A 21,973-nucleotide genomic window follows, 5' to 3' on the forward strand; every position below is an offset into this window, starting at 1 on the left:
CTGGGAAAGGACCCACCACCATGACCGCCCTCCTCGACGCGGGCCCCCGCGACACCCCTGACGCCGGCACACCGGACGCCGCCGCCCGACCGCACCGCCGCGGATCGATCCGCGACCGGTTCCCCGGCCTCGCCCTGCCCGCCCTCATCTGGTACGCGATCTTCATGATCGGGCCGGTGGTCGCGATGTTCGCCATCGCGTTCCTCTCCTGGCCCGGCATGCTCGCAACGCCCGAGCCCGCCGGCCTCGAGAACTTCGCCCGCGTCTTCGCGGACGAGACGTTCTGGGTCGCGACCACCAACTCCGCGATCCAGATCGTCGTCGGCCTGCCGATCATGATCGGCGTCGCCTTCCTCCTGGCGTTCTACGTCGTGCAGAAGCCGCGAGGGCACCGCCTGCTGCGGTACCTGCTGTTCATCCCCGCCCTCATCTCCGCCCCGGCGACGGCGATGGTCTTCTACGCGATGCTCAACCCCGACGGCCTCGTCAACGGCGCGCTCCGGCCGCTCGGCCTCGAGGGCAACGAGTGGCTGGCCGACCCGACCACCGCGCTGGGCGCGATCATCGCCGTGGAGCTGTGGAGCGGCATCGGGTACTCGGCGGTGCTCATCGCGTCGCGCCTGGACGGGGTCGAGCAGGAGGTGGTGCAGGCGGCGCGGCTCGACGGCGCCGACGACTGGCGCCTCGCCTGGCGGATGTACTGGCCGATCGCCCGCGACTTCATCGGCGTCGTCGCGATGCTGCAGTTCCTGTCGATGCTCTTCAACTCGGCGCAGACCGTCCTGCTGCTCACGCAGGGCGGGCCCGAGAACGCGACCACGACGCTCGCCTATCTCATCTACCGCAAAGCATTCGTCGAGGCGGACCTTGGCTACAGCCAGGCCGTCGGCGTCATCCTCTTCGTGATCGGGCTCGTGGGGATGTGGGCGATCCGCCGCACGCTCCGCGCCACGCACTGATCCCCGATCTCGAACCGCCCAGGAGGCCACCCATGGCTCAGCGCACCGCCCCTCCCCTGCGCGACCGCATCGGCTCGATCACGAGCGGAACGCTCGCCTGGATCTACGCCGCGCTGCTCGTCGTCCCCTTCTACTACTTCATCGTCTCGTCGTTCAAGACGAACGAGGAGATCTTCGAGTCCCCGCTCGCCCTGCCGAGCAGCATCGACCTGTCCAACTTCACGACGGCGATCCAGCAGGCGGACCTCGGCCTCGCCGTGGCGAACTCGGTGCTGACCACCGTCGGCGCGCTCGTCCTCACGCTGCTGCTCGCCCTGCCCGCGGCGTTCGCCCTCGCCCGGGCCACCGGCCGGCTCGGCAAGATCGTCGAGAGCGTCTTCGCCCTCGGCTTCCTCATCCCGTCGTTCGCCGCGCTGTTCCCGACGTTCCTGCTCGCCGCGGCGCTCGGCCTCTTCCACACGCGCACGTTCATCGTGTTCCTCCTGCCCGCGACCGCGCTACCGCTCTCGGTCATCATCCTCACGTCGTTCATGCGGACCATCCCGCGCGAGCTCGAGGAGGCCGCCTCGATGGACGGCGCATCGTCACTGCAGGTCCTCCGGCAGGTCTACCTGCCGATCTGCGTCCCGGGGATCGCCACGGTGGTGCTCCTCAACTTCCTCTCGTTCTGGAACGCCTACCTGTACCCGCTGATCCTCATCGGCCCGGACACCGCCCAACGCACGATCCAGGTGGCGCTCCCCACGCTGAAGGTCGACGCGGGCACCGACTACGGCGTGCTCATGGCCGGCACCCTGGTGACCCTGCTGCCGGTGTACCTCGTCTACACGGTCCTGCAGCGCCAGATGCAGCGCGCCCTGCTCTCGGGAGCGGTCAAGGGATGACGCCCACCCAGCCGCCGGGCGGGGCCGCCTCGCTCCCCCGCGCCACGCGCATCGGCCAGGTCAACCAGCGGCTCAAGGGCTGGGAGGCGGTGCGCTGGGTCGACGGCGCGCCCCGCGTCACCGACGTGCTGCGGCGGGAGGTCGACCGCTGGGGCGGCCTCGGCGCGATCTACGGAGTCCTGCGCGCTGACCCCTGGTCGGCGGTGCACTGGGGCAACGGCATCCCGCCGGAGCGCAGCGCGGAGGCGTACGCCGCCGTCCAGGACCACGTGACCGCGTACGGCGACGGGATCCCCGTGCTGTTCGTCGAGGAGGCACCGCACGGGCTCATGGCGCTCGGCGGGACGACCCTGCCCGTGAATCTCGCGCTCGGCGCCGGCATGGACGCGGGGCTCACCGAGGAGCTGGGCGCCGCGGTCGCCGCGGAGGCCCGCGCCCGCGGCACCCACGTCGCCCTCGTCTCCGGCCTCGACGTGCTGCGTGACCCGCGGTGGGGACGCGCCGAGGAGTGCTTCTCGGAGGATCCGGCCCTTGCCGCGCTGCTCGTCGCCGCGACGGTGCGCGGCATGCAGGGCACGACGTCGGTGCGGGACCCGATCGACACGCAGCACGTGGCGGTCGTCGCCAAGCACCTCGCGGCCCAGGGCGGCGGCATCGGCGGTCGCAACGGGTCGGGGGCGCCCGTCGGCCGGCGCGAGCTCGGCGAGACGCACCTGCGTCCCGCCCACGCCGCCGCGCGCGTCGGGGTCGCGGGCTACATGGCGGCCTACAACGACGTCGACGGCATACCGTGCAGCGCGAACGAGGCTCTGCTCACGGGAACGATCCGCGAGCAGTGGGGATGGGACGGCATCGTCATGGCCGACGGCACCGCCATCGACCGGCTGCGCGACAGCTCGCCCGACCCCGCCACCGCCGCGGCCCTGGCCCTGCGGGCCGGTGTGGACCTCAGCCTCTGGGACGAGGCGTTCACCCACCTGGACGAGGCGGTCGACCGCGGGCTCGTCGCCGAGGCCACGCTCGACCGGGCCGCCGACCGCGTCCTCGCCCTCAAGCACCGGCTCGGCCTGTTCGGCGAGCCGGTGTCCGGCGTCCCCGTCGAGCGCGACGTCGTGGCGCTCGTGGACCGGGCCGCCCGGCAGTCCGTGGTGCTCGTCGACGACGGCGGTCTGCTGCCCCTGCGCGCCGGCGCGACGCTCGCCGTCGTCGGCCCGAATGCCGATGACCTCGAGGCGCAGCTCGGCGACTACACGCCGCCGCGGCACGCCCCCGACCCGGGCGCCTCGACCGTGCGCTCCGCGCTCGTCGCGCGGTTCGGCGCGGGACGGGTGCGCCACGCACGGGGCAGCGACCTTCGCGGGCCGCTGGACGACGCCGGCGCCCTCGACGACGTGCGAGCCGCCTGCTCGGGCGCGGACGTGTGCGTCGCGGTGCTCGGCGGATCCAGCCGGCGCACCTACGAGGACGAGTTCGCCGACAACGGCGCGGTCAAGGGTCCGGCGAGCGACACGACCAACGGTGAGGGCGTCGACCTGTCGTCCGTGGCGATCCCCGCGGCACAGCTCGCCGTGGTCCGGGCCGCGCGGGAGTCGGGTACGCCGGTGATCGGCGTGGTGGTCGACGGCCGGCCGCGGGCGCTCACCGAGCTGCGCGCGCTCGTCGACGCGCTGGTCGTGGTGCCGTTCCCCGGGCCGTCCGGCGGCGAGGCGATCGCCGCGGCGCTCTGCGACCGTGTGGCCTCCGGGCGGCTCCCCGCGACGTTCCCCGCGGCCGACGGAGTCATGCCCGTGGCGCACGACGAGCGGCTGGAGACGGCGCGCGGCTACGTCGACGCCGAAGTGGGGCAGGCGCTCCGCCTCGGCACCGCGCAGGTCGACGGCGTGACCCTCCGGCTGGTCGGGGAGGCTCCGTCGGTCGGCGCCGCAGCGCTGGCCGGCCCTTCGACAGGCTCTGGAGGGCGCACCGCCGCTGTGCGCCTCGCGGTCGAGGTCACCAACGCCGCCGCGGACGACGTCTCCCTGTCCGTACCGTTGTACGGTCGCCGGCACGAGCCGGGCGTCCGGCCGCGACGGCGGCAGCTTCTCGCCGTGGAACGGACGACCGCCCCCGCAGGCGGCACCACCACCGTCGCATTCGAGCTCGGCCTGGACGAGCTCGGGTCGTGGGCGACCGGCGAGCCGGTGGCCACGCCCGTCCTGGTCAGCGTCTGGTGCACGCCGGACGCTGACCCGCCCGCCGACGCGCTGTCGGTCCGAGTCGTCGACGAGAGAGGCACCACCCCATGGGAGCGGTGACACCCACCCGCCTGGACCCCGCGATCACGACGACGCTCCGGGAGGCCGCCGACCGCGTGCGCGCCGCGTCGGGAGCCCGCGTCGGCGACCTGGTCGAGGACGCGCTCCTGCGCACCTTGACCGACACGATCACCCTCGGCTCGGACGGCACCGCGTTCGTGATCACCGGCGACATCCCCGCCATGTGGATGCGCGACTCGACGACCCAGCTGACGCCGTACCTGCGCTTCCTCGGCTCGTGCCCGCCGCTCGCCGACCTGGTCGCCGCGGTGGTGCGGCGCCAGCTCGCCTGCCTGGACCACGACCCGTACGCGAACGCCTTCAACGACGGGCCGACCGGCGCCCACTACGAGCCCGACGACGTCTGCGACGACCCGCACGTCTGGGAGCAGAAGTACGAGATCGACAGCCTCGCGTACCCCGTCACGCTCGCGCACACGCTCTGGCGCGCGACGGGCCGCACCGACGTCTTCGACGAGCGCGCACACCGGGTGCTGCGGACGATCACCCGGCAGCTGCGGGTCGAGCAGGACCACGACACGTCCGCCTACCGGTTCCAGCGCGACACCGACATCCCGACCGAGACGCTCGCACGCGACGGCCGGGGCACCGCCGTCGGCCGGACGGGCATGACGTGGAGCGGGTTCCGTCCCTCCGACGACGCCTGCACCTACGGCTACAACGTCCCGGCGAACCTGTTCGCCGCGCAGGCGCTGCTCGCGATCGGCGACATCGCCACCGAGGTGCTCGACGACGCCGCGCTGGCCACCGACGCCCGGGCGCTCTCCCGCGAGCTGGTCGCGGGGGTCGAGAGGTTCGGCGTGGTGGACGCGCCCTCCGGCGAGGGTTCCACGCTCGACGGGGACGGTGCGGCGCACGGCCGTCGACACATCTACGCCTACGAGGTCGACGGGCTCGGCGGCGTGCTGTGCATGGACGACGCGAACACGCCGTCGCTGCTGTCGCTCCCGCTCGTCGCGCCCGACGTGCTCGACGAGTCCGTGTGGCGCGAGACCCGTGACTTCGTGCTGAGCCCCGCCAACCCGTACTACGTCACCGGCACGGCGGCGAGCGGCGTCGGCAGCCCGCACACCCTGCCGGGGCGCGTCTGGCCGATCGCGCTCGCGGTCGAGGCGCTCACCGGCACGCCCGAGGACCGCGTCCGCATCCTCGGCCTCCTCGCGCGGACCGACGGCGGCACCGGGCGCATGCACGAGGCGTTCGACGCGTCGGACCCGACCGCGTTCTCGCGGCCGTGGTTCTCGTGGGCCGACTCGATGTTCTGCGAGCTCGCGCTCGCCGTCGCCGACGAGGCGGCCACCGACGGACCGCCTGGTAGGCCCAGGAGCGCACGGCCTTCCGGCGTCTAGCTCCATGCACTGAGGGGTACTGACCGGGCCTCCCACTCCGGACGCGTGCGGGCGTTGGATGAGTACCGACAAGAGCACCGAACCCGTGGCCCACCGATCGGCGCGGGGATGAAGCAAGGAGAGACACCCATGCGTGGAGTTGTCATGCACGCCCCCGGCGACGTCCGCGTCGAGGAGCGCGAGGACGCGAGGATCGTCGAGCCGACCGACGCCGTCATCCGGGTGACCGCCGCCTGCATCTGCGGCTCGGACCTCTGGCCGTACCGCGGGATCGAGGCCCTGAACGGCCCCACCCCGATGGGCCACGAGTACATCGGCATCGTCGAGCAGGTCGGGGAGGACGTACGGAACATCAAGGTCGGCGACTACGTCGTCGGCTCCTTCGTGGCCTCGGACAACACCTGCGAGATCTGCCAGGCCGGCTACCAGTCCCGCTGCGTCCACAACGTGATGATGGGTTCGGTCGGCACGCAGGCCGAGCTCGCCCGTATCCCGCTGGCCGACGGCACGCTCGTGGCCACCCCCGGCACGCCCGACGCCGACCTGGTCCCGTCGCTGCTGGCCGCGTCCGACGTGCTGGGCACCGGCTGGTTCGCCGCCGTGGCCGCCGAGGCCGGTCCGGGCAGGACCATCGCGGTCGTCGGGGACGGCGCGGTCGGGCTCTCGGCCGTGCTGGCCGCCAAGCAGCTCGGCGCGGAGCGCATCATCGCGTTCAGCCGCCACCCCGAGCGGCAGGCGCTGGCCCGTGAGTTCGGCGCCACCGACATCGTCGAGGAGCGCGGCGACGCCGGCGCGGCGAGGGTCAAGGAGCTCACCGGCGGGTACGGCGCCCACGGCGTCGTCGAGGCGGTGGGCACGCAGGAGTCGATGTGGCAGGCGATCCACTCGGCCCGGCCGGGCGGGTACGTCGGCTACGTCGGCGTGACGCACGGCGTGCAGCTCGACGGGCTGGACCTGTTCTTCACGGGCGTGCACCTCCACGGCGGCCCCGCCCCGGTGCGCCGGTTCCTGCCCGAGCTGGTCCGGCTCATCTGGGACCGCGCCATCGACCCGGGCAAGGTCTTCGACCTCACCCTGCCGCTCGACGAGGCGGCCGAGGGGTACCGGGCGATGGACGAGCGCCGCGCCACCAAGGTGCTGCTCACGCTGTGAGCTCGGCGCGCCGGGTGGGGGGGTCCGGCGGAACCTCCCACCCGGCGCGAGGAGGTACCTATCGTGGTGCCATGAGCACCAAGGACGAGGTGCGTGACTTCCTGGTCTCCCGCCGCGCGAACGTCACGCCGCAGCAGGCCGGCATCGCCGACCGCGGCGGCGAGCGCCGGGTACCCGGGCTGCGCCGCGAGGAGGTGGCCGCACTCGCCGGCGTCAGCCTCGACTACTACACGCGGCTGGAGCGCGGGAACATCCGGGGTGCCTCGCAGAGCGTGCTCGGCGCCATCGCGCGAGCACTGCGGCTCGACGACGCCGAGCGGGAGTACCTGTTCGACCTCTCCCGTACCACCTCGCGTGGTGCCCCGGCCGCGGTGGCTCGTGCGCGCAAGCCGGTCGCGCAGTCGGTACGCACCTCGGTGCAGCGCGTGCTCGACAACATGACCGTCCCCGCGATCGTGCACAACTCGAACCAGGACTTCGTCGCCGCGAACCTGATGGGCCGGGCCCTGTACGCCCCGCACTTCGACACCGACGGCACGCCCAACATCGCCCGGTTCATCTTCCTCGACAGCCGCGCCAGGGAGTACTACGTCGACTGGCCCGGTGCCCGGCGCACCGCCGCGGCGATCATGCGCCTCGAAGCCGGGCGCGACCCGCTCAACCAGGAGCTCACCGCCCTGATCGGCGAGCTCTCCACCCGCAGCCCCCAGTTCCGTACGGACTGGGCGGGGCACGACGTCCACGAGCACCGCACCGGGGTCAAGTCGTTCCGCCACCCCGAGGTCGGCCTGCTCACGGTGGCCTTCGACGTGTTCGGGATGCCCGGCGAGGCAGGGCTGCAGATCGTCACGTACAGCCCTCCCCCGGACACCGACTCCGCGGAGAGGTTCGCGCTGCTGGCGAGCTGGGCCGCGACCGACGACTGACCGTCAGTCCCAGCGGAACAGCAGGCTCGCGGTCACCACGCCGACGAGGGTCGCGACCGCCAGGCTGATGAGGTGGAGGGGGTCGGCCCCCGCGCCGACCCAGGCCGCGGACAGCGCCGCCACGGCGGCCCCGAACGGCAGCCGTTCACCGACCGCCGCGACGCCGTCGGGCAGGCTGCCGGGGCCGCCGAACATGCCGCCGAGCGCGCCGAGCGCGAAGAACGTGATGAGCCCGATCGCCACCGCCGAGTTCGGGGTGGGCGCGACGGCGGCGACGATCATGCCGACGGCGTACATCGCCGCCATCGCGAGCGCGTAGACCGCGACCGCCGTGCCGAGGTGTACCGGGGGACGCGCTCCGAAGGCCAGGAACGCCACGGCGAGCGCCCCGGCGAGTCCGACGAGGGCCTGCAGCACGCTCACGACCACCTGGGCGACCAGGACCATGGCCGGGGAGGCCGGGGTGACGGCGAGCCGGCGCAGGATGCCGGTGCGCCGGTAGTACGCGAGAAAGCTGGGCATGTTGATGATGCCGATGGTGGCGAGCACCATGGTCAGCACCAGCGGCAGCACGTAGGCCTCCAGGGCGGTGAGCCCGCCGGCCACGACCTGGTCGCCGGCGGCCCGGGCGCTCATCACCAGGATCAGCAGCGGCAGGACGATCGGGACCACCAGACCGGACGTGTCCCGCGCGACCATCTTGGCCTCGCACACCACGAGGGTCAGCCAGGCGCGTGCCCCGGGCCGGCGGGTTTCGATCACGGTGCTCATTCGGCGTCCTCCAGCTGCTTTCCGGTGAGGGCGACGAACGCGTCGTCGAGGTTCTGGGCGCCCGCCAGCGCGACCAGGCCGGCGGGCGGTTCGACGGCGAGCACCCGGCCGGCGTCGAGCAGCGCCACGCGGTCGCAGAGCCGCTCCACCTCCTCCATCGCGTGGCTGACCAGCACGATCGTGACGCCCTCGGCGCGGAGGTGCTCGATCGTCGCCCACATCTGCCGCCGGGCCCGCGGGTCGAGCCCCGTGGTGAGCTCGTCCAGGATCAGCGCCCTGGGCCGCCCGGCGAGCGCGAGGGCGATCGAGAGCCGCTGCTGCTGGCCGCCGGACAGCTTCTCGAAGCGCACGCCGCGCTTGTCCGTCAGGCCGACCAGCTCGAGGAGCTCACCGGACGGGCGTGGGTCGGGATAGAAGCTGCGGTACAGGCCGATGAGCTCAGCCACCGTGAGCGCGCCGTGCAGGTACGCCTGCTGCAGCTGGACGCCCAGCACCTGGCGCACCGCGGCGCGGTCGCGCTGCGGGTCCAGGCCGAGGAGCGTGACGTGTCCGCGGTCGGGCCTGCGCAGCCCCGCGATCATCTCGACGGTCGTGGTCTTGCCCGCGCCGTTGGTGCCGAGCACGCCGAACACCTCGCCGGGTTCGACCCGCAGGCTCACGTCGTCGACGGCGACCTTGTCGCCGTATCGCTTGTGGAGGTGCGCGGCGTGGATCGCCGGTTCTTCACTGGTCATGGCGACGACGCTAGGCGGGCGGTCCCCGCGTGCGCGCGTGCCGATGGTCAGGGATGTGATCCATGACTTTCGGCACCGGCGGGCTCGGCGGCCGCCTCATAGGGTGGGCCGCATGCGGCGGCTGGGGACTGACGAGTGGTCGGGGCTGGTGATGCTCGCCGTCGCGGTCGCGGTGGGCGGGCCGGCGCTGTTCGGAGCGGTGGATCCGATCATCCCGCGTCCCCTGTGGATCACGCTGTTCGTGGTGCTGTTCGTCGCGCTGCTGCTCGCCATCGTCCGCGAACGGTCGGACCTGCGTCGGTACTGCCTGTTCGCCACGGCGGTCGTGGCCGCCTGGGCGGTGCTGCTGACCACCCCGCACCTGGGTCTGCTGCCGGTCCTGCTGGTCATCGTCGCCGCCGTGAGCGTCTACATCGTGCCGCTCCGGGTGGGGTTCGCCGTCGTCGGCCTCAATACCGCGGTCCTCGCGCTCGTCATGACCCTGCAGCACCGGGACCTCCTCGACGCCGTGATCACCCTCGGTTTCTACCTGCTCATCCAGGTGGCCAGCATGCTGAGCTCGGCGGCCCTCATCCGGGAGCAGCGGCTGCGCCGGGAGCTGAGCCAGGCGCACCTCGACCTGCGCGCCGCGTCGGCGCTCCTGTCGGAGTCGGCCCGCACCGCGGAGCGCCTGCGGATCTCACGAGACCTGCACGACCTCATCGGGCACCAGCTCACCGTGCTCACGCTGGAGCTGGAGGCAGCACGGCACCGCGAGGGCGAGCAGGCTCGCGAGCACGTGGAGCGTGCGAACCAGGTGGCGCGCGACCTGCTCTCCGACGTCCGGCACACGGTGAGCGAGCTGCGTACGGCGTCGTCGGACCTGACCGAAGCGCTCCGCCAGGTGGTGCGCGACCTGCCCGACCTCGAGGTGACGGTGGACGTGGCGCCCGACGTGCAGGTCGACGAGGAGCAGGCGGCGGCCCTCGTGCGTGCCGTGCAGGAGATCGCCACCAACACCCTGCGGCACGCCGACGCCCGCGAGCTGTGGATCGAGGTGGCCGCCCGGGCTCCCGGCGTCGTCCTGACCGCCGTCGACGACGGTCGCGGGTACCACGAGCTGGTGCCCGGCAACGGCCTGAGCGGCCTCACCGAACGGTTCGAGGCGCTCGGCGGCGGTGTGGAGTTCGACGGTACCGACGGGTTCCGGGTCATCGCGCGGGTGCCGACATGACCCGGGTGGTGATCGTCGACGACCAGACCCTCGTGCGGCACGGCATCCGCACGCTGCTGGAGATCGCCGCCGTCGACGTGGTCGGGGAGGCCGACGACGGGCAGGCTGCCCTGGAGGTCGTCACCGCCACGCGGCCGGACGTGATCCTGCTCGACCTCCGCATGCCCCGCTACGACGGACTCTGGACGCTGCGCCGGCTCGCCGAGGACCGCGTGGAGATCCCCGTGCTGGTGCTCACGACCTTCGACGACGACACCCTCGTGCTGGACGCCCTGCGCGCCGGCGCACGCGGGTACCTGCTCAAGGACGTGACGGTCGAGCAGCTCACCCGGGCGGTGCACACCCTGGCCGACGGCGGGACCCTGGTCGCCCCGTCGATCACCGACCGGATGCTGCGCGCCATCCGTACGATGCCCTCCACACCCGACGACGCGCCTCCGGCCCAGCCGCTCACCACGCGCGAGCTCGAGGTGCTCCGCCTCATGGCGGAGGGCTACACCAACCGCGACATCTCCCGCGCGCTGTCCCTGGTCGAGGGCACGGTCAAGAACCACGTCTCGACCATCCTGCTCAAGCTCTCGGCCAGGGACCGCACCAACGCCGTGCTCCGGGCGCTCCGCCTGGGGATCCTGGGATGACGCTAGGGTCCCGAGGGTGCGCATCGAGACCGACGGCCGCCCGGCGACGGCACCAGAGCTGTTCAGCACCTACGGCCACTTCACGGCCATGCAGGTCCGCGGCGGCGGCGTCCAGGGACTGACGAACCACCTGGACCGGCTCGACGCCGCGCACCGCGAGCTGTTCGGCCGGACGCTCCCGGGCGCCCGCGTGCGTGACCTGGTGCGGCACGCCCTCTCCGGGACCGCCGACGCCTCGGTGCGGGTGATGCTGCGCGACGCCGAGCACGTCCAGGTGTCCGTCGGCGACCCGCACCACCCGCCGGCCGCCCCGCAGCACCTCCGGTCGGTCCCCTACCTGCGGCCGTTCGCCCACCTCAAGCACCTGGGCGGGTTCGCGCAGCTGGAGTGGGCCCGCCGCGTCCGGCTCGACGGGTACGACGACGCCCTGCTGACCGCACCCGACGGCGCCCTCGCCGAGTCGTCGACGGCGAACATCGGGTTCCTCCGGCCGGACGGCACCGTCGTCTGGCCGGACGCGCCGCACCTGCACGGCACCGCCATGCGCCTCGTCGAGGCGAGCACGCCGTCGGCCCGCCGGCCGGTCCTTCCCGGCGACCTCGCGGAGTTCGCCGGCGCCTTCCTGGTCAGCTCCGTCGGTGTGGTCGCGGTCGCGTCGATCGACGACCTCACGCTGCCCGACGCCGGGCCGCTCGTCGCCGGCGTCGTCGAACGGCTCGCGGCGGTCCCTTGGGACGAGGTCTAGGCGCTCGGACGTCGTCCGGCTCGCCGCGGGGTCGCCGAGCCGGGGCGGCGCGCCGGGCAAGGCATGCCCAGGTCGCACCCGTCAGGTCTGCTGACTGTCAGACCGCCATCACCCGCCGGCTCAGACGTCTCCGGGGTGCGCCGCCTCGAAGCGCTGCCGTGCTTCGGCGATCTGCTCCTGGTGCTCCTCGGACCAGCTGACCAGGGCCTGGGTGGTGCCGAGCAGCGTGCGCCCCAGCGGCGTCAGCACGTACTCGACCCGCGGCGGCACCTCCGGGTAGACGGTGCGCAGGACCAGGCCGTCGCGCTCGAGGTTGCGGAGCGTGACCGTCAGCATCCGCTTGCTGATGCCGTCGATCTCCCGCACCAGCTCACCGAACCGGAGCGTCTTCTCGTCCAGCAGGGCGATCACCAGCAGCGACCACTTGTCGGCGATGCGGTCCAGGATCTGCCGCACCTGACAGTCCTCGCGGACGTCCCACTGGAACGGGTCCCGCTCGAACCTGCACGCGGCCTCCGCCTCCATGGTTCCCTCGAGAGAACCGGGTGACGTCAAAGTGCCTTCTTGTGCCATCTGCTGATCGTGCCCAAGGATCGTCATGGTTACAAGTGGTAACCATGCGGAACCGAGCGAGGAGATCCTGGTGACAGATGTCAGTGCGGCCGAACGGCCGGCACCGAACGTGACACGAACGGGCTGGGGCGTGCTGGCCGTCGTGTGCGGCGCGCTCTTCCTCGAAGGGATCGACATCGCGATGCTCAACGTCGCCGTCCCCGCCATCGCCGCCGACATCGGCCTGGCGACCGCCGACGCGCACTGGGTGATCAGTGCCTACGTGCTCGCCTACGGCGGGTTCATGATCTTCGGCGGGCGCACGGCGGACCTGCTGGGCCGGCGCAGGACGTTCCTGGTCGCGCTCGCCGTCTTCGTCGTCTTCTCCGGCCTCGGCGGGTTCGCGGGCGAGGCCTGGGTGCTGGTCGTCGCCCGGTTCGTCACCGGCGCGACCGCGGGGTTCATGACCCCCGCGGGGTTCAGCCTCCTCACGACCAGCTTTCCCGAGGGCCCGCTGCGCGACCGGGCGCTGGCGATCTACGGCGCGATCGGCGCGGGCGGCTTCACGCTCGGCGTGGTCGCGGGCGGCTTCCTCACCGAGCTCGGCTGGCGCTGGGTGTTCTTCGCGCCCGTGCTCGTGGGCGGCGCGCTCTGGCTGGCCGGGCGGGCCGTCATCCGGCCGGATCCCGCCCCCGGGCTGCCCCGGCGGGGGTTCGACCCGGGTGGCGCCGTCACCCTCACGTCGGCGATGGTCGCACTGATCTACGGCGTCGTGGTGATCGGCGAGGGCGGAGACACCACGGCGGGGATCGCGTCGTTCGCGGCCGCCACCGTGCTGGTCGCCGCCTTCGTGGCGATCGAGCGCCGGGTCGCCGACCCGCTGCTGCGCCTCGCGGTGCTGCGCGAGGGCTTGCTGCTGCGGTCGAGCCTCGCCGGACTGCTGGTCATCGGGGCCTTCTTCGCGTTCCAGTTCCTGATCACGCTCTACCTGCAGGAGTTCCGGGGCTGGTCGCCGATCGCCACCGGTCTGGCGTTCGCCGTGATGGGCCTGGACATGATCCTCGCGCCGCTGGTCACGCACCGGCTGGTCAAGCGGTTCGGCAACGTGCCCGTGATGGTGGCCGGGATCCTGGCCGGGGCGATCGCCTTCGCCCTGGCGCTGCGCATCGACGGGGCGTGGGGCTACCTGGACCTCCTGCCGTCCATGGCGCTGGTCGGGGTGATGTTCGCGCTGGTGTACGGGCCGCTCGCGGCAGCAGCCACGGCAGGCCTGGCCGAGTCCGAGCACGGCGTGGCCGGCGGCGTGGTCTACACGGCGTTCCAGTTCGGCGCCGCCCTCGGGGTGTCGGTGGCGACGATCGTGCTGGTCGACGGGCACGCCGCGGACGCCGACTGGTCCGACTACCGCCGCGCTCTCCTGGTCCCCGCCGTCGGCGCCGCGCTGGCCCTCGCTCTCGGGATCGCCACCTGGGTCCGCGGGCGGCGGGTGATTCCCGCATAAGTTCACCGGTCTGCCAGGACGCGTTCATCGACGCGTGGCCGGGGAGCCCGATCGTGTCCGTGCGCCGCGGCCTGACCGCGGCGCGCCGGCGCATCTCCGCCGGGCTCCCTCCTCACCTGAGGTTCTGCCATGAGAGCAACGGCCACGATGCGCCGATGGTCCCGTCCCCTGGCCGCTGCCGTCGCAGCGGCCACCCTCGCTACCGCAGCACCGTCCGTCGCCCAGGCGGACGAGCTCACCCTGACCGACACGGTCGAGCACATCGGCCCCGGCATCAGCCTGCGCCACCTGAAGGCGGTGGACGAGGGCGGCTGGTACGACTCCCGCTTCCTCACCGTCGACCTGGCCGAGGACGCCGTCAGCACCGACCTGCTGACGGCCGGCCCCGTCGCGTCGGGCGGTCCGCTGAGCGTCGCCGCCAACCGTGCGGGCGCCGTCGCGGGCGTCAACGGCGAGTTCTTCGACATCGGGAACAGCAACGCAGCGCTCGGCGGGGAGGTGCAGGGCGGCGTCCTGCGAAAGTCGGCCGACATCGGCGGCCGGTCCCACGTGGGCGTGAGCCGCGACGGCATCTCGCAGCTCGTCGACCTCGCCGTCGACGCGAGCGCCGACCTGGCCGGGGCTCCACACAAGGTCCTGTCCGTGAACGCGGCGAACGGCGGCGGCGTGCCGGCGAACGGCATGGTCGCGTTTACCCCGGTGTGGGGCGAGTCCAGCCGGAACCGCGGGTTCACGGGCGTCGCGGTGGACCGGGTCGCGGAGGTGGTCGTCGTGGACGGCGAGGTCGTGTCGGTCGACCCGTCCGGTCCTGCGGGCTCCGGCCCGATCCCGGAGGGCGGGTTCGCCCTGGTCGGGCGGGACGGCGCCGCCGACGCCCTGCGCGCGCTGCGCGAGGGCGACCCGGTGGGCCTCACGTACGAGCTCGCCGACGACATCGCCCGCACCATGGAGTTCGCGCTCGGCCACGGCGGCACCATCGTGTCCGACGGCAAGGTCGTCGACGGTCTGACGACGTCGATCGCGCCGCGCACGGCGCTCGGGTTCAGCGACGACGGCCGCACCCTGGTGCTGGCGACGTGGGACGGCCCCGGCGGCACCGGCAAGGGTGGGGTCGGCGTGGACAAGGCCGCGCGCGACCTGGTCCGGATCGGTGTGGACACGGCGGTCAACCTGGACGGCGGCGGGTCGACGACGATGGTCGCGCGCGCCCTCGGCGAGCAGGACGCGACGGTCCGGAACGTGCCGTCGGACGGGCACGAGCGGAGCAACCCGAACGGCGTCGGCGTGTTCGTCGCGCCGGGCGACGGGCGTCTGCACGATCTCCTGGTGGAGCCGGCCCCGGGCGGTGCCTCCGCCGACGGCGACGTGAACGTGTTCCCCGGCCTGCACCGCACCCTGGTGGCCAAGGGCGTGGACGATCACGAGACGCCGGTCGAGGTGGACCCGGCCGCCGTCCGCTGGCACGCGCGGGGCGCGAAGGTGGCCGGCGGGCGCCTGGAGGCCCCGTACGAGGGCCGCGAGGAGATCACGGTCAGCGCCCGGTCCGGCCGCGAGCGCGACACGCTGGACGTCCGGGTGCTCGGCCCGCTGGACGACGTCGAGCTGTCGACCGACCGCCTGTCGATCGCCGACGCGACGCCGTCGTCCGCCGTGACCGTCGCCGTGACCGGACGGGACGGGCAGGGCTTCACCGCCCCGATCGAGGCCGGCGACCTGGAGCTCGACTACGACCAGGAGGTCGTGCGGGTCGAGCCGGCCGCCGGCGGCCTGCGGATCACCCCGCTGAAGGACGCGGCGACGATCCTGACGGTGTCCGTCGCGGGCGAGACGGTGCGGCTCCCGATCACCATCGGCGTCGAGAACGTCACCGTCTACGACTTCGACGACGACGTGCTCGCCCGCTGGCGTAACCAGAGCACGCGCGCGACGACGTTCTCTGCGGACCCCGACGGCCTGCGGGTCGACTTCGAGGGGATGCGCAACATCGGCGTCTACGCGGCGTCGGCGGACGCGCGCGTCCCGGTGCCCGGCCAGCCGCTGCGCCTGCGGGTACGCCTCAAGTCCAGCATCTCGGTGCCTAGCGGGCTCACCTACCTGGCCTACGTCGACGCGACGGGCAAGAGCGGCGGCGTCTACGGCACCGGGCTGACGCCGTCGGACGACTGGCAGCAGGCGACGTTCACGCTGCCGTCCAGCACGGCGTACCCGATCGCGGTCTCCGGCTTCCAGGGGATCAACACCAACGCCGCCCAGCAGAAGCCGGGCACCTTCGTGCTGGACCGGATCGAGGCCGACGTCCCGACGTCGATCGAGCTGCCACCCCGCCCCGACCTGGAGCCGGACCCGCTCGTCTCCGCGGACGGCGAGCCGCTCGACGGCCGCGACGCGTGGCAGTTCGCCACGCTGTCCGACGTGCAGTTCACCGCGGACAACCCTGACCTGACCGAGGTCGCCACCAGCGCTCTCCAGACGATCCGGGCCACGAACCCGGACCTCGTGGTCCTCAACGGCGACATCACGGACCGCGGCCTGCCCCAGGACATCACCCTGGCGCGCGAGGTCCTCGAGGACGCCGGCTGCGACCTGGTCCCGGTGGGCGAGGAGCCGCCGGCGGACAGCACGCCGGACCCGCGCGCCGGCACCGTGCCGTGCTACTACGTGCCGGGCAACCACGAGTCCTACGGCCTGAACAACACGCAGGCGACGCTCGACCCGTTCGTCGCCGAGTTCGGGCAGCCGTACCGGACCTTCGACCACAAGGGCACGCGGTTCGTGCTGCTCGCCAGCGCGTACGGCACGCTGCGCGGCACGGAGTGGGACCAGCTCCCGATGCTGCGGAAGGCGCTCGCGAGCGCCGAGCGGGACCGGTCGGTGAGCAACGTCGTGGTCTTCGCGCACCACCCGGTGGCCGACCCGGACGAGGCCGCCTCCAGCCAGCTCGGCGACGGCAACGAGGTGGCGCTGGTGCAGAACCTGCTGACCGGGTTCAGGGAGCGTACGGACAAGGGTGCCGTGATGGTCGGGTCGCACGCCCAGATCGTCGACGTGCGGCGGGAGGAGGGCGTGCCCTACGTGGTGCTGCCCTCGTCGGGCAAGGGTCCGTACGGCAGCCCGGACCGTGGCGGCTTCACCGGCTGGGTGAGCTGGTCGGTGGACCCGCGCGAGAGCGCCGACGAGCAGTGGGTGGAGGCCGACGTCCGCGCCTTCGCGCAGTCGATCGCTCTGGAGACGCCCGAGACGCTGGAGGTGGGGGCGTCGGCGCAGCTCAGCGGCAACGTCGTGCAGCCGAACGGCGTGGCGCCCGGCACGCGGGTGGTGCCGCTGCGGTACCCGATGTCGGTGCACTGGGGCGGGTCGCGCACCCTCGCGATCGGTACCGGTGAGCGTTTTGTCGAGGCGGCCCGCCGGTCCGGCAAGGTGGCGGTCCTCGACCCGGAGACCCGGACCCTGACGGCGCTGCGCCGCGGCGAGGTGACGGTCTCGGTCAGCAACGACGCGATGCGGCCCTACGACGGTGCCGGCTCGCTCGATCCGGTCACGACGTCCGAGACGATCGAGGTGGTCCCGGCGGCGAACGCCGGGCCGCGGATCACCGCCGAGGCACCGGTGTTCACGGCGCAGCCCGTCGGCACGCACGGCCAGGTGCAGAAGGTGACGGTCACCAGCACGGGCACCACGCCCGCGCGGATCCGCTCGGTGGCGGTGGACGACGGCGAGCGGCGCAGCCCGTTCCGTGTCGAGCGCGACCGCTGCTCGGACCGGACGCTGGCCCCGGGCCGCACGTGCGAGGTGTGGGTGCGGTTCGACCCGGTGCGCCCTGACGTGACGTCGACGGCGGACCTCGTCCTGCGGACGCACGGCGCCGAGGGCACCGTGCGGGTGCCGCTCACCGGCACGAGCACGAGGCTCACCTGGGCCGCGACGGACGACGGCCCGGCCCGCCCCTGACAGCAAACACCCCGCCGAGGTAGTCGTCTGGCGAGGTAGACAGGCAGCGAGGTAGTCACCCAGCACAAACTGGGTGACTACCTCGCTGCGTGACTACTTCGCCAGACGACTACCTCGGCAAGGTGTTGCGGGTCAGTTGCAGAACTCGTTCAGCTCGAAGTCGTGCACCACCGTCCGACCCTTGACGATGCGCGCGGACTTCGTCTCCGGCGGGTACCCGTTCGCCGAGCTGAGCAGCGTCAGCCGGTTGTTCGAGACCCCCATCCAGCGGGCGTAGCCGCCGTCGGCCCCGGTCACGAGCGTGACGTCGTACTCCGACCCGTCGATGACCACGAAGGCCCCCTCGAGCGGGACCGTCTCGTCGTCACAGGTGGCGCCCGTGACGGTGCCGGCGATCTTGCCCCAGTTCGCCGGCGGGGTCACGGACAGGGACACCTGGGCGCGCGGCTCGTCGTACGGCGTGCCGCCGTCGGCGACCACGGCCGCGGTGTAGGTGCCAGGCTGGTCCACGCGGCTGCTGTCGAGGTCGACGTGCACCGTCGCGGAGTCGCCCGGCTCCAGCGCGAACGCCGGCGGCTGGACGTCGAGCCACGGCACGTCGACCGTGGTCTCGCCCGTCACGTTGAGCACCGTGTGCATGTCCGGGAAGCCCAGCTCCTCGACCGTCGTGGGCTCGGGGGTGCCGCACTCCTCGGACGCGAGGTACGAGGGCGCCGTCTCCGGCTCGGCGTTGGACCCGATGAAGAAGTCACCGGCGCCCACCACCTCGACCACGAGCGTGCCCGACGCCGTGCCCGTGACGGGCACGTCGACCATCGTGAGCTCCTGCGCCTCCAGGGTCACGGTGGCCGAGCCGATCTCCGTCATGTTGGCGTACGCGAGGTCGCCGTCGAGCTCGTACAGGTTGACCGTCACCTCGGCGTCCGCCGCGGCCATCTCCACCCCGAAGGACACGTTGGTCACGGCGAGCTCACCCTGGATCTCGAAGTCCTCCAGCGTGAAGGTGCGCAGCCACTGCGTCTGGCCACCGGTGCAGGCCACCGAGTTCCCCAGCGTGACGTCCTGCGACGAGGAGTGCGTGATGGTGGTGCCCTCCGCGAGGAGGGACGGCGGGGCCGACGGTGTCACGGTCCGGCCGGGACGCTTGCCGTTCCGGGCCAGGTTGTCGTCGCCCTGCGCGGCCTGGGCCCGCGCCCCGTCGGTGCCCGACGACGCGGTGCCCGACGACGTGCCCGACGACGCCGTGCTCACCTCGGTCACGTCTCCCGTGGCACCCTTGATGACGCCGCTGCCGGCCGCCGACCCGAGGATCTCGAAGTCGGACGACGCGGGCGCCACCTCGACGTCCGCGGGCGCGGTGCCCTCGTTCGTCACGGTGAACGTGCCCGACCTGGTGCCGCCCAGCCGCACCTGCCGGGTCAGGTCCTCCGGGGAGACGGTGAGCAGCGGGGCCGCCAGCTCCACGTCCTGGCGGGTGATCGCGTCGGCGGTGACGGTCACGGCCGCCTCGGTACTCGTGTAGTCCTTCGCCGCGTAGGCGACCTGCTGCTCACCCGTCGCCGTCGTGAACAGCGAGTAGTAGCCGGCGCCCACCGTGGGGTTCTCCGGGTCGCCGGAGCCGGACTCCTCGCCGGCGGCCGCGGTCACGGTGGCGCCGTTCACGCCGTCGCCCGTGTTGAGGTCGTGCACGAACCCGGCCACGAGACCGCCGTCGACGGGCAGGCACTCACCGACGGAGACGTTGTCCACCTGCCACCACATGGCCCACGCGCCGTCGCCGTAGTGGAACCGGACCCGCACGTCGGACCGGCCGCCCGCACCGGTGAGCGGGACGGCCGTACGGCCCTCGGCCTCGGCGGTCTGGTGCAGCGCGGTCTCCCACGTCTCGCCGCCGTCGAGGCTGACGTCCACGTCGGCGTAGTCACCGAGGGCGACGTAGCTCTGGTCGAACGTCAGGAGCGGCGTCTCGACGTCGGTCAGGTCGAGGGCCGGGGACGTCAGGGTCGTGTCCTGCGTGCCCTCCGGACCGTAGGCGTCGCTGTTCACCTCGGCGAACAGCCCCTCGCCGCCGGTCTGGTTGCCCGCGCCCGCGGTGTCGTCGAAGGTCCAGACCTGCTCGGTGCCCGCCAGGTCCTCGACGGTCCAGCCCTCCGGCACGCCGCCGGACTCGAACTCCTCGACCCCGTCGCCCGCGCCGGTCAGGGCGTACCCGGGCGCCGTGCACTGCGCGAGCACGGACGCCGCGAAGTCGGCGGAGGCCGGCTCGGTGCCCACCTCGACCGCCTGCGTCGCCGTCCCGTAGCCGGTCACGGACGGCTGCACCACCAGCGTGTGCGTGGCCGACTGCGGCAGCTCGAACGAGTACTCACCGGTGAACGGGTCGGTCCAGGCCACGACGCTGCTGGGAGCGCCCTGCACGGAGACCTTGGCGTCGAGCGGCCAGCCGTGCCCGGACCCGTCGGTGACGGTGCCGCTCACCGTGGTGGTCGGCGCGGCCTCGAGGGTCAGGTCCAGGGTGGTGGTCTCGCTCTCGACCACGTCGGCCTGCGCGGTCACGTCCAGGAACCCGAAGGCGGAGGCGCTCAGCTCGTGCGCGCCCTCCTCCAGGCCCAGGCGGTAGGCGCCGTCGGCGTCCGTGGTGTCGGAGCGGTCGCCCGACGTCACGCGGACCCCGCCGACCGGCTCGCCGTCCGGCCCCGTGACGGTGCCCCCGACGAAGCCGTAGCCGTCGATCGGGGCGTTCCCGACCAGCGCGGGGACGTCCAGCTTGCCCTCGCCCCACACGTTGTTGTCCTCCGGCGTGCCGCCGCAGGAGTCGTCCGCGACGTCGACGGAGGTCTGGTCGAGGAGTTCCTGCGTGGCCTCGATGTCGCCCACCAGCACCGGAGCAGCGCTCCAGAGCAGCGCGACGGCGCCCGCGAGGTGCGGGGACGCCATGGACGTGCCGCTGAACGAGGCGTACTCGCCGCCGGGCACCGAGGAGCGCACCTCGTCACCGGGGGCGGACAGGTTGGGCTTGGTCTCGCCGTCCGCACCCGGTCCGCGCGAGGAGAACACGGCGATGTCGCCGCTCTCCCCGAACGCCCCGGCGGCATAGGTGTCGACGTTTGCCCCGGGGGACGACGTCGACTGGCAGCCGGCCTCACCCGCGTTGCCCGCCGCCCAGGCGCCGAAGATGCCTGCGGCCTCCCAGGCCGCGATCTCCTCCGACATGAAGTCGTCGATGGCGCCCGGCGCCTGCTGGCCCCAGGAGTTGTTCACGACGTGCGGGCGCTGCGACGGGTCGGGGTCCGACCCGTCGGTGCGCGTCGGCGCGAGGATCCACTGGCCGGAGGCCAGCAGGTCGGCGTCCGAGCAGCTGGCGCAGCCGTTGGCCGCGATCCAGTCGGCGTCCGGGGCGACACCGATCTGATTACCCTCGCCGTCGTCGCCCACCATGGTGCCCATGACGTGCGTGCCGTGGGCGTCGCCGTCACAGGGCGCGCCGTCGCACGAGCCGCCGGCGTCGAACCAGTTGTAGTCGTTGCTCAGGCCGTCGTCGCCCAGGTAGCCGCGGTAGTGCCGCAGCAGGGCCGGATGCTCGACGTCGACGCCCGAGTCGATGTTGGCGACCGTGATGCCCTCGCCCGTGTACCCCATGTCCCACACCTCGGGGGCACCGATGGCGTCGAGGCCCCACTCCGTGGCGAGCGGCGCGTTCTTGGTCGGCGCCTTGCGCTCGACCGGCTCGATGGGCTGGGCCGCGAACCGCTCGTGGACCTGCTTCACCTCGCGGCTGGCGGCGACCTGCTCGGCCAGCTCGTCCGTGCCGTCCTCGACGAGGATCGCGTTGCTGATCCAGTAGGACTCGTAGTCGACGCCCGCGGCCTTCAGGTCGGCGACGACGTCCGCTTGCGCGGCCTTGGCGGTGCTGGTCAGGGCGTCGTAGACGTACTGGCCCCGCTCGTCCCAGTCGGCGATGTCCTTGGCCGGCTCGAGGTCGGGCGTGTCGGCGAACCGGACCCAGAAGTCGGTGGACTCCTTGGCGTCGAGCCGGGTCCGCACGGCGGGCGTGATCTTGTCCGCCGCCCGCTCCGGGACGTCCGTGGTGACGCCGGGCAGTGCGGCGGCCGGGGCCGGTGTACTCGCGAGTGCGGGCGTCACGCTCACCGCTGTGACCAAGAGCGCGCCTACCGCTGCGAGAGCGATAGGCGCGCGTCGACGTGGCATGCGATTGTGCATTCTTGCCTCCGGGGTGCAAGCGCCCCGACCAGGGGCGCGACCACTGGCCCACGACCGTGCGCCAC

At 73.0% G+C, this 21,973-nt stretch carries 15 protein-coding genes; 11 read left to right on the plus strand and 4 right to left on the minus strand.

Going from position 1 to position 21,973, the window contains the following annotated elements; translation table 11 throughout:
• The first annotated feature begins 20 nt into the window (after positions 1 to 20).
• The 6 genes from ACYVK7_RS20700 to ACYVK7_RS20725 all read left to right on the plus strand — a co-directional run bounded on the left by ACYVK7_RS20700 (position 21) and on the right by ACYVK7_RS20725 (position 7,585).
• Positions 21 to 959, plus strand: a complete 939-nt coding sequence (locus tag ACYVK7_RS20700) for a carbohydrate ABC transporter permease (RefSeq protein WP_460889601.1) — start codon at positions 21 to 23, stop codon at positions 957 to 959.
• 32 nt (positions 960 to 991) lie between these two features.
• Positions 992 to 1,843 (plus strand): carbohydrate ABC transporter permease, encoded by an 852-nt coding sequence (locus ACYVK7_RS20705; protein ID WP_460889602.1) that lies wholly within the window; start codon positions 992 to 994, stop codon positions 1,841 to 1,843.
• The gene (locus tag ACYVK7_RS20710) at positions 1,840 to 4,137 is read left to right on the plus strand and encodes a glycoside hydrolase family 3 protein (RefSeq protein ID WP_460889603.1); all 2,298 of its coding nucleotides are present in this window, start codon (positions 1,840 to 1,842) and stop codon (positions 4,135 to 4,137) included. Before ACYVK7_RS20705 ends, ACYVK7_RS20710 begins: the two co-directional genes overlap by 4 nt.
• On the plus strand, positions 4,125 to 5,507 hold the full coding sequence (locus tag ACYVK7_RS20715; protein ID WP_460889604.1) for a glycoside hydrolase family 125 protein: 1,383 nt from the start codon (positions 4,125 to 4,127) through the stop codon (positions 5,505 to 5,507). The genes ACYVK7_RS20710 and ACYVK7_RS20715 overlap by 13 nt, the downstream gene beginning before the upstream one ends.
• A 129-nt stretch (positions 5,508 to 5,636) precedes the next feature.
• Positions 5,637 to 6,659 carry a zinc-dependent alcohol dehydrogenase family protein gene (locus ACYVK7_RS20720; RefSeq protein ID WP_460889605.1) on the plus strand — a complete coding sequence of 341 codons (1,023 nt, stop codon included), beginning with the start codon at positions 5,637 to 5,639 and terminating at the stop codon, positions 6,657 to 6,659.
• 71 nt (positions 6,660 to 6,730) lie between these two features.
• Positions 6,731 to 7,585 (plus strand): helix-turn-helix transcriptional regulator, encoded by an 855-nt coding sequence (locus ACYVK7_RS20725; RefSeq protein WP_460889606.1) that lies wholly within the window; start codon positions 6,731 to 6,733, stop codon positions 7,583 to 7,585.
• A 3-nt stretch (positions 7,586 to 7,588) separates the two neighbouring features.
• On the opposite strand, the gene ACYVK7_RS20730 is transcribed toward ACYVK7_RS20725, so the two are convergent.
• Positions 7,589 to 8,356 carry an ABC transporter permease gene (locus ACYVK7_RS20730; RefSeq protein WP_460889607.1) on the minus strand — a complete coding sequence of 256 codons (768 nt, stop codon included), beginning with the start codon at positions 8,354 to 8,356 and terminating at the stop codon, positions 7,589 to 7,591.
• Positions 8,353 to 9,090, minus strand: coding sequence for an ABC transporter ATP-binding protein (locus ACYVK7_RS20735; RefSeq protein ID WP_460889608.1), 738 nt, complete (start codon positions 9,088 to 9,090; stop codon positions 8,353 to 8,355). Before ACYVK7_RS20735 ends, ACYVK7_RS20730 begins: the two co-directional genes overlap by 4 nt.
• Before the next feature lie 112 nt (positions 9,091 to 9,202).
• Here ACYVK7_RS20735 and ACYVK7_RS20740 point away from each other — a divergent pair, with 112 nt between their 5' ends.
• Genes ACYVK7_RS20740 through ACYVK7_RS20750 form a run of 3 tightly spaced genes read left to right on the plus strand, consistent with a single transcriptional unit; the run spans position 9,203 to position 11,686 of the window.
• Positions 9,203 to 10,303, plus strand: coding sequence for a sensor histidine kinase (locus tag ACYVK7_RS20740; RefSeq protein ID WP_460889609.1), 1,101 nt, complete (start codon positions 9,203 to 9,205; stop codon positions 10,301 to 10,303).
• Positions 10,300 to 10,941 (plus strand): response regulator, encoded by a 642-nt coding sequence (locus ACYVK7_RS20745; RefSeq protein ID WP_460889610.1) that lies wholly within the window; start codon positions 10,300 to 10,302, stop codon positions 10,939 to 10,941. The genes ACYVK7_RS20740 and ACYVK7_RS20745 overlap by 4 nt, the downstream gene beginning before the upstream one ends.
• Positions 10,942 to 10,957: 16 nt before the next feature.
• Positions 10,958 to 11,686 (plus strand): aminotransferase class IV, encoded by a 729-nt coding sequence (locus tag ACYVK7_RS20750; RefSeq protein WP_460889611.1) that lies wholly within the window; start codon positions 10,958 to 10,960, stop codon positions 11,684 to 11,686.
• A 120-nt stretch (positions 11,687 to 11,806) separates the two neighbouring features.
• On the opposite strand, the gene ACYVK7_RS20755 is transcribed toward ACYVK7_RS20750, so the two are convergent.
• Positions 11,807 to 12,259, minus strand: coding sequence for a winged helix-turn-helix transcriptional regulator (locus ACYVK7_RS20755; RefSeq protein WP_460889612.1), 453 nt, complete (start codon positions 12,257 to 12,259; stop codon positions 11,807 to 11,809).
• A 70-nt stretch (positions 12,260 to 12,329) separates the two neighbouring features.
• Between ACYVK7_RS20755 and ACYVK7_RS20760 the strand changes: the two genes are divergently transcribed.
• On the plus strand, positions 12,330 to 13,739 hold the full coding sequence (locus ACYVK7_RS20760) for an MFS transporter (protein WP_460889613.1): 1,410 nt from the start codon (positions 12,330 to 12,332) through the stop codon (positions 13,737 to 13,739).
• A gap of 129 nt (positions 13,740 to 13,868) precedes the next feature.
• Positions 13,869 to 17,687, plus strand: coding sequence for a phosphodiester glycosidase family protein (locus ACYVK7_RS20765; RefSeq protein ID WP_460889614.1), 3,819 nt, complete (start codon positions 13,869 to 13,871; stop codon positions 17,685 to 17,687).
• Between the two features lie 132 nt (positions 17,688 to 17,819).
• Here the strand turns inward: ACYVK7_RS20765 and ACYVK7_RS20770 are convergent, their stop codons facing one another.
• On the minus strand, positions 17,820 to 21,836 hold the full coding sequence (locus ACYVK7_RS20770) for a S8 family serine peptidase (protein WP_460889615.1): 4,017 nt from the start codon (positions 21,834 to 21,836) through the stop codon (positions 17,820 to 17,822).
• Positions 21,837 to 21,973: the final 137 nt, after the last annotated feature.

The organism is Promicromonospora xylanilytica (assembly GCF_054782895.1).